This is a genomic window from Actinacidiphila sp. bgisy144 (genome assembly GCF_057708105.1).
Window position 1 is genome coordinate 1 of record NZ_JBYIRM010000070.1, and the last position, 9138, is coordinate 9138.

The window sequence follows — 9138 nt, forward strand, 5'->3', positions numbered from 1 at the left end:
ACAGACATCCCCGTCAGCAACTGATCACGGTCCCGGCCCACCACCGCCAGCCGGTGCGCGAACCCCGTCGTCCGCGTCACCGCCAACGACAACGCCACATCCCCGACCGAGACCTCAGGGCGAGCGTCAACGAACTCAGCCAACCGACCCGCCTGCGCCACCAACGCCGCATCAGACCGCGCCGACACCACCCACACCACCGCACCCGCAGACTCCGACCCCACCTCCGGGGCGGACTCCACCCCGGCCTCAGGTGCCGCCGACCGTTCGAGGACGGGTGCCTCGCCGACCACCACGTGACAGTTGGTGCCGCCCATCCCGAAGGAACTGACCCCGGCGATGAGCGGCCGGTCGGCCTGCGGCCAGGGCGTGGTCCGGGTCTGGACCCGCAGGTTCAGCTCGTCGACCGGAATCTGCGGGTTCGGCTCACGGAAGTTCAGACTGGCCGGGATCTCGCGCTCGCGGATGGCCAACGCGACCTTGAGGAAACCGGCGATTCCCGCCGCTGACTCGAGGTGGCCGATGTTCGTCTTGACCGAGCCGACGACCAGCGGGCCGTGCTCAGCGCGGTCCCGGCCCAGCGCGGCGCCGAGCGCCGCCGCCTCGACCGGGTCGCCGACCCGGGTCCCGGTGCCGTGCAGTTCGACGTACTGCACGTCCGCCGCCTGCAGGCCGGCGAGCTGGTGGGCACGCCTGATGACCGCTTCCTGTGCCGCGCCGCTCGGAACGGTCAGACCGTCGCTTGCGCCGTCGCTGTTGACTGCGCTGCCGCGGATCACGCAGTACACGGGATCACCGGCGGCCAACGCGCTCGACAGGGGCTTGAGGACGAGCACGCCGCCGCCCTCGCCGCGCGCGTAACCGTTGGCGCGCGAGTCGAACGTGAAGCAGCGCCCGTCCGGCGAGAGGCCGCCGAACTTCGCTTCCTCAGCCGCCGTCTCCTGGCTGATGCTGAGCTTGACCCCGCCGACCAGCGCGCTGGTGCACTCCCCGCGGCGCAGGCTCTCGCACGCCAGATGAACGGCGACCAGCGAGGACGACTGGGCCGTGTCCACCGTCAAGCTCGGACCGCTCAGCCCGAGCACGTAGGAGACCCGGTTCGCAATCATGCCGCGCTGCAGGCCGGTGTTGCTGTGTGCCGTTATCGCGTCCGTGCCACGCCCACGCAGCAGCGCGGCGTAGTCGTCGCGGTTCGCCCCGATGAAGACGCCGATCCGGTCACCGCGGACGTTGCCCGGCACGATGCCGGCGTCCTCGAACGCCTCCCAGCTCAGTTCGAGCACCAGCCGCTGCTGGGGATCCATGGCGGTGGCTTCGCGTGGGGAGATGCCGAAGAATTCGGCGTCGAACCGGTCGACGCTCTCCAGATAGCCGCCGAAGGAAATGCCGGGCAGGGCGTCGCCCGCCCGCGACCGACCGATCTCCTCCCGGTCCGCCGGCACCCGCGTGATCGCATCGCCACCGCTGCGGAGAAGCTGCCAGAAGGCGTCGATGTCCGGTGCCTTGGGCAGGCGGCACGACATGCCAATGACTGCGATCATGTCATCCCGCACAGGAAATCCTTCAGCGCTTGGCATGTCCGTCCGTCCCGTGCGAAAAGAAATTCAGCGTTTCAGAGAGAAGTGAGCCGGTTCCCGCTCGCAGCATCGCCACTGCGCTACCCGAATTCCCGAACCGGTGTCGGCAGAGACGCTGACCACAGTCCCGGTGCACCACCGTCCGCGACCCCTTGGAACGCCTGCGCGATCAGGCCCATGCCATCCTCCGGTTCGCCGACGACCCGCTTCCTCGTGCACTTCACCGACAACTGCGGGGAACGGGCCCTGCGGCCGGTGAGCCCCAACTGACGACTTCCAGCTGTCACCGGTCCGGGACACGGGCGAGGGCCCGGGGCAGGGCCTGGGTCACCGTGCGCCCTGTTGAACGCATACGCCTTACGGTCCCTCATGACCGGAAGGTAGCCACCGCGCCTCACCACCCGAAATAACACGGTTCCACCACGCGCCCATTGGGAGGCAATGGCCTCCCATGTGTCACCGCTCTCACCTGGCCGGCCGACCGTCAGCTCATCCAGCGCGACTGGGTGCCGGCCGGAATCCGTACACCGGCAGTGGGCGGATTGTGCCTACGCAGTGGAACAGAGGAACTGTCCGACAGGCCGTGGCCGGGAGGGCCGCCTGTAGGCTCAAGCCTGGCTTGCCTGGCGATGGGTGCCGGTGGCGCACATACATCGCGCGTCATTCTGCCGAAGCCAGCACGTGGAGCGGCATGCCCGACTTCCCTGTCGCTCATCAGTACCCCGAGCGACAGGACCGCCGCCCGGAGGAGCCGCTGACGGACGTGGACGCACTGGTCGACCAGGTCCACGGCATCCTCTTGCGGCGACCGCCGCTTCCGGTCACGTTCGAGCGGCCCCACCAGTAGAGGTCTTCCCCTACCGATTCCGGAGGCATCCGTGACATCACCTCCCTGTGTCAGGCAACGGCGCACCCGGCCCCCGGCCAGCACGCCGATCGATGGCCTCCTGCCCGTCCGGCTGACCTTGAGCCCACACAGGCGATGGGGACACGCGGATGTCTGAGCTCGCCGTGCGGCCGGAGGAGCGCCCGGCTCTCGCCGCCCTCTTCAGCCCCGACCATGTCGAAAATCCCTATCCGGCCTATGCGAAATGGCGTTCCGAACGGCCGGTCGCCCGGCCGCGCGAGAACCTGTTCGTCTTCAGCCGTTACCAGGACTGCGCAGCGGTCCTCAGCGACCCGGCCTTCAGCCACGTGCCGAATGACGTCGCCACCGATGAGGACAACGCCAGCAACATGTTCCGGCTGGAGCCGCCCGACCACACGAGGCTCCGCCGCCTGGTGTCCCGTGCTTTCACCCCGGCGAGTGTCCGGGCACTTATGCCGCGCATCGAGGCGACCACCAGCGAGTTGGTGGGCGAGTTCGGCCCTCGCTTCGACGTCATCGACCAGCTCGCGCGTCCGCTGCCGGTCCGGGTGGTCAGTGAGCTGCTCGGTATCCCGGAGGCCGACCGGCCGAAGCTGGCGACATGGGCCGAGCAACTGTCCCGCAGTACCGACTTCCGCTTCCTCATACCGTCCGAGGTCCGCCCCATGATGCGCGCGGCCCGGGACGGCTTCCATGAATACCTGCTGGCGCTGCTGCACAAGCGGCGCATCGAGCCGGGCGACGACCTCGTTTCCGCCCTCGTTCACGTCCATGACGAGAACAGCACCCTGACCGAGCACGAGATCATCATCACCTGCCGGCTGCTGCTCATCGCCGGCTACGAGACCACCCGCGGCCTCATCGGCGGGTGTGTCCTCGCCCTGCTCAACCACCCCGCCCAGCTCGCCGCCCTGCAGTCCGCCCCCGACCTCATCGACAAGTGCATCGAGGAGTCCCTCCGCTACGACCCTCCGGTCCAACTCCTGGCCCGTATCGCGCTGAAGGACGCGGCGGTCGGCGGCACCACGGTCCCGGCAGGCGCGCGTGCCCTCGTACTCGTCGGCGCGGCCAATCGCGACGAGGCACTGGGCGATGACCCGGAAGTCTTCGACATCACCCGCGACACCCGCCGGCATCTGTCGTTCGGCCACGGGATCCACTTCTGTCTGGGCGCCTCGCTGGGACGCGCCGAGGCCGCCATCGCCCTCCGCCACCTGCTGCCCCTCCTCCCGGAGTGCCGGATGACCCAGCGCCCGGACTGGAAACCCCACACCGCCTTGCGCGGTCTTGAGCACCTCTGGCTGACCACGTCGCGCTGAAGTGGCCCCTCCTTTCGTGGCAACACCAGGTCCCGTCGGAGCGATCGGTCCCACCCAACGAATCGTCGGACAGCCGGAGGCTTCGGCCGAGCTGTGTGTACTCGGTGCGCAATCGTCAGCCGGGGCGATGTCGCTCCGGCTTCGGTAGTGCGTCCGAGAGAGGAGTGATATCAGTGGCCGCTAGCGAGTTCACCGGTCTGCAAGAGCTACTGCAACTCGACTTCGACCCTCAGGCGCTCAAGGATCGCTATGACCTTGAGCGCGACAAGCGTCTCCGCGCCGAAGGCGCCAAGCAATACATCAAGATGGAGGGGGAGTACCAGAAGTACCTGGACGACACCTTCCATCAGGACCGCCATGACCGCGACCCTGTCGTCGCCGATGTCGACGTCGTGATCATCGGTGGCGGATTCGCAGGTCTGCAGACTGCCGCACAGCTGCGCAAGGTGGGCGTGGACAACTTCCGGATCATCGAACGTGCTCACGACTACGGCGGGACCTGGCTCTACAACCAGTACCCCGGTGCCGCATGTGACAGCGAGGCGTACTGCTACCTTCCGCTGCTCGAGGACACCGGCTACATTCCGAGTCAGCGCTACACGGACGCTGAAGAGATTCAGCAGCATGCGCAGCGCATCGGCCATCGCTTCAACCTCCATGCGCAGACGCTTTTCCAGACGAGTGTCAACAGCGCTACGTGGAACGAAGACGGTCGGCGGTGGACCATCGAAACGGATCGAGGCGATACCCTCCGCGCACGATTCGTGGTACTGGCGGCTGGAGAATCCTTCACTTCGGGCAAGCTGCCCGGCATCCCAGGGATCAACCGCTTCAAGGGCGACAGCTTCCACAGCGCACGCTGGGACTACCAGGTCACGGGCGGTAACACCCACGGGGACCTGTACAAGCTGCGCGAAAAGCGTGTTGCCGTCATCGGAACAGGGGCCAGCGCCGTCCAGATCATCCCGGTTGTGGCGAGATACGCGAAGCATCTCTACGTCTTCCAGCGCACGCCGGCCCTGGTCGCGTCGCGCCAGAGCTTCCCGACCGATCCGGAGTGGGCCGCCGGCCTCGAGCCGGGATGGCAGGAGCGCCGCGCCTGGAACATGATGGCGAACGTCGAAGGAAACCCCAGCGCCGAGCCGCTTTACACCAACGGTGTGGTCAGCGACTCCGCCTCACTTTCGATCACGCTTCGCAACTTGGGCGCGGAGGTGGCCGAGATGGCCGGCAAGGCCGGCGTCGAACTCACCCTCAAGCAGCGACTTGCGCTCGCCAACATGACGTTCATGGAGAAGTTGCGCGCACGGATCGACGACACGGTAGACGACCCGAACGTTGCGGAGTCGCTCAAGCCGTACTTCGCATCGTGGTGCAAGCGACCTACCTTCAGCGACGACTACTACCCGACCTTCAACAGGTCGAACGTGACCCTGGTGAGTTGCCCTGCAGGTGTCGATGAGATCACCGAACACGGTCTCGTCGTCGATGGTGTCGAGTACGGGGCGGATCTGATCGTTTACGCATCGGGACTGGCGGCAACGAATCCCGAACTTTTCCAGGTCGCGCAGTTCCCCATCACCGGCAGGAACGGCGTGACGTTGCAGGAGCGCTGGAGAGATGAATTCCGGAACCTCCACGGGATGTTGGTCAGCGGGCTCCCCAACTACTTCCAGATGACGTTGGTAGGAAATGGCCTCGGCGCCAACTACCTGTACGGGAACGGAAAGCAAGCCATGCATATCGCATGGATAGTGAACCACTGCTTGGAAGGCGAGGTCGCCTCCGTCGAGGCGACCGTTGAAGCTGAGGAGGCATGGCTCATCGCCATGCGCGAATCATGGAGCACGAGGCGGATCGCGGCGGCCCGGATGAACATCGGCGAGTGCACTCCCAGCTATGTCAACAACGAGGGCAATCCGGATGATGCGAAGGCGGTATTGAACAACTTCTATGGCGGAGGAATCATCAAGTACGCCAAGATTCTTGAGGAATGGCGGAATCACGAAATCCTGGAAGGTTACGCAAAGACCTCCCTGGAGGAGTAGAGGTCGATGTGCGGCGCGGAAGGGGGCTGTGGCCAAGGTCGTCCGCGGCGGGCGCGGTCGAAGGGGCCGGTGTGCCAGAGGGCGTCGAGTCTGACGGTGTCGGGCACGGGGGATGGCCGTCGAACAGCAGATGGCATGCTGCCCGGCGAGCTGGGCCGTGAGCCGGCCGCGCCGGCCGCCCACGCCGACGTCACCATCCCAGCCAACCAACCGGTCGACCTCGACCACGAGGGGAGCCAGCGGCCCGTCGGGCGGGGTCTGCGCCGCTGGTTCGACGCCGGCGGTGGGCCCGCCGCGCTGAACGAGTGCCTTCAGGTCGGCCGCGGCGAACTGTGCAATGCGGGTGCGGGGGCAGGCGAGTTCGCCGTCGTTTAAAGACGTGAATGTCGTTGAAGGGGCGAACACTGCGTTCGTCCGCCCGGACGGTGCGGTGCGTCGGACCAGCGCGGCGAGAACCTTGAACCGTCGGCCGAAGGGCAGACACGGTCGCCCGATCGGGGAGATAAGCGCCTCGAACTCCCACTGCCCACTGTGGGGATTCGTCGACGCATGAGCGCGGTGAGGGCACCCGCGCGGCAGGTGCGGCTACGGCTCGGCCGGACGGATGGGCGACCACCTTCTTCCCGCGAGAGGGGCCTCGTAGAGCTCATCGAGCGGCACAACCGCTCCGGCTCCTCCTCCAACTCCGCTCTCGCGGGCCGGCTCTCTCCTCTCGTTCGGATCGATCGATCCGGTGGAATCGATCGATCCGGTCAGCCCACCATGTTCAGCAGTGCCTGCAGACGGGAGCGGGCGAACCCGCGCAGCTTTTCATCGAGGTCCCTGTCCTTGGCGAGGGCCGTCTCCAACCTGGCGAACTGCTCGGCGATGTCCTCGTCAGCGGGTGCCCAGGTGTCACCGAGCTCACCGAGCTCACCGAGCAGGAACCGGGCGAGCTCGTCCGGTGCCCGGTAGTCGAAAACCAGGGTGGCGGGGAGGGTGAGGCCGGTTTCGCTCGCGAGCCGGTTGCGGAGCTCCAGCGCGGTCAGAGAGTCGATGCCCATCTCGCGGAAGGGCCGCTGGGAGTCGATGTCCCCGGGGCGGATGTGGCCCAGGACAACGGCGGCGGCAGCCCGGATGACCTCCAGGAGTTCCTGCTCCCGCTCTGCGGGAGAGAGAGCGGCCAACCGGGCCGCCAAGCCAACGGCACCCGCGTCTGCGGACACGGCTGCGGTCGGGCGGGCGGGAACGGCAGTGGCCAGGCCGCGCAGTAGCGGGAGTATCGGTCGTCCCGGGCGTGACAGTGCTGTCAGGTCGAGGCGGGTCGGGACCGCCAACGGCACGCCCCACGCGGTAGCGGCGTCGAACAGCGCCAGGCCCTGCTCCGTCGTCATCGGCTCGATGCCGCCGCGGCGCAGACGGGACAGGCCCGCGCCCTCCAGCTGTTCGGTCATCTCCGAGGTCTGTTCCCACAGGCCCCAGGCCAGCGACTGGCCGGCAAGCTGCCGATCCCGGCGATAGACGGCCAGGGCGTCCAGGAACGCGTTGGCGGCCGCGTAGCTGCCTTGTCCCGCGCTGCCCATGACCGCTGCGGCTGAGGAGTACAGCACGAACCCGGCCAAGCCGGCGTCCTCGGTCAGCTCGTGCAGGTTCCACGCCGCGTCGACCTTCGCCGACAGCACCGGTGCCATCCGCTGCGGCGTCAACGACTCCACCGTGGCGTCGTCGATCACACCGGCGGCGTGCACCACCGCCGTCAGCGGCCGGTCGACTGCGATCTTGGCCAGGACCGTGGCGAGGGCGTCACGGTCGGCGGCATCTCCGGCCACCACCCGGACGTCCGCGCCCAGCTCGGCCAGCTCCGCGACCAGACCAGCCACCCCGGGCGCTGCCGGACCGCGCCGCGACAACAACACCAGATGCCGCACGCCGCGGACGGTGACCAGGTGCCGGGCCAGTTCCCCGCCCAGGGTTCCGGTCCCGCCGGTGACCAGGACGGTGCCGTGCGGGTCCCAGGCGGCGGGGACGTTCAGTACGACCTTGCCGATGTGCCGGGCGGCCTGCAGATGCCGCAATGCCGCGACCGCCTGCGTCAAGTCGAAACACGTGACCGGCGGCGGCTTCAATATCCCGGCCTCGAACATCACCCCGAGCTCCGCGAGCATCTCCCCGACCCGCGGCACACCGGCATCCATCAGGTCGAACGCTCGGTAGACCACCCCGGGGTATGCCTGGGCGACCTGCTCGGGGTTGCGGATATCGGTCTTGCCCATCTCGACGAACCGCCCACCACGCGGCAACAACCGCAACGAGGCATCCGTGAACTCCCCCGCCAAGGCGTTGACGACCACATCCATGCCGGCGCCACCGGTCACGCCCAGGAACCGCTCACAGAACGCCAGATCCCGCGTCGAGGCGATGTGGGTGTCCGCCACGCCCATCGCTCGCAACGCCGCCTGCTTCGCCGGACTCGCGGTCGCGAAGACCTCAAGCCCCCATTCCTGGGCCAACTGCACGGCAGCCGTGCCGACCCCGCCGGTACCGGCATGGATCAGCACCCGCTGACCCGGGCGGGCCTGGGCCAGATCCCGCAACGCATAAAACGCCGTCAAGAACCCCACCGGCACGGATGCGGCCTGCTGGAACGACCACCCCCGCGGCACCGCAGCCACCAGCCGGCTGTCCACCACCCCCACCGGCCCCCACCCCGGCACCAAACCCATCACCGGCTCACCCACCGCCAGGTCCATGACTCCGGGGCCGGTCTCCAGGATCACCCCAGCGCCTTCCCCGCCCATGACCCGGCCGTCGGCAACCATTCCCAGGCCGGCCACCACATCGCGGAAGTTCACGCCCGCCGCCCGCAGACCCACCCTGACCTGCCCCGGCAACAACACCGCCCCCGCCTCAGGAGCATCGACCACCGCCGCACTGCCCAAGTCACCCGGCTCCTCCACCTCCACCCGCCAACCCGAACCACCAGGCAACACCAGCTCACCCGACGCACCCGCCCGGACCAGCCGACGCCCAAACGCCACCACGGTCCCGCCGTCAGCAGTAGCAGGGCGGATGCGGATGTCGGGTTCGCCGGCATCCAGGGCCAGGGCCAGGACCGTGTCCACGTCGCCGTCGTTGGCAGGGTCCAGGTCAGCCGTCGGGTCTACGTCGACCAGCAGCACACGCCCCGGGTGCTCGGACTGCGCCGAGCGCACCAGGCCCACGACCGCGGCACCGGCCAGGTCCTGCCCGGTGGCTGCGCCCTGGGTCCAGATCACCAACCGCGCGTTGTCCGTCTCGGGATCGGCCAGCCACTCCTGCACCCAACCCAACACCGTCGCAGCAGCCAT

General features: G+C 68.1%; 6 protein-coding genes. 4 read left to right on the plus strand and 2 right to left on the minus strand.

Translation table 11 applies throughout. From position 1 onward, the window contains the following. A partial coding sequence (locus tag AC3EVP_RS36460) for a type I polyketide synthase (protein WP_435137974.1) occupies positions 1-1577 on the minus strand: 1577 nt, incomplete at its 3' end. A 691-nt stretch (positions 1578-2268) separates the two neighbouring features. Between AC3EVP_RS36460 and AC3EVP_RS36465 the strand changes: the two genes are divergently transcribed. The 4 genes from AC3EVP_RS36465 to AC3EVP_RS36480 all read left to right on the plus strand — a co-directional run bounded on the left by AC3EVP_RS36465 (position 2269) and on the right by AC3EVP_RS36480 (position 6187). Then, a complete protein-coding gene (locus tag AC3EVP_RS36465; protein WP_435137977.1) occupies positions 2269-2424 on the plus strand; it encodes a hypothetical protein in 156 nt (51 codons plus the stop codon). A 149-nt stretch (positions 2425-2573) separates the two neighbouring features. Then, complete coding sequence (locus tag AC3EVP_RS36470) at positions 2574-3764, plus strand: cytochrome P450 (protein ID WP_435137980.1); 1191 nt, start codon at positions 2574-2576, stop codon at positions 3762-3764. Between the two features lie 173 nt (positions 3765-3937). Next, entirely contained in the window at positions 3938-5812 is a 1875-nt protein-coding gene (locus AC3EVP_RS36475; RefSeq protein ID WP_435137982.1) for a flavin-containing monooxygenase, read from the plus strand. A 135-nt stretch (positions 5813-5947) separates the two neighbouring features. Next, on the plus strand, positions 5948-6187 hold the full coding sequence (locus AC3EVP_RS36480) for a hypothetical protein (protein ID WP_435137985.1): 240 nt from the start codon (positions 5948-5950) through the stop codon (positions 6185-6187). Between the two features lie 377 nt (positions 6188-6564). Here the strand turns inward: AC3EVP_RS36480 and AC3EVP_RS36485 are convergent. Then, the coding region (locus tag AC3EVP_RS36485) for a type I polyketide synthase (protein WP_435137988.1) at positions 6565-9138 on the minus strand (2574 nt) is incomplete at its 5' end.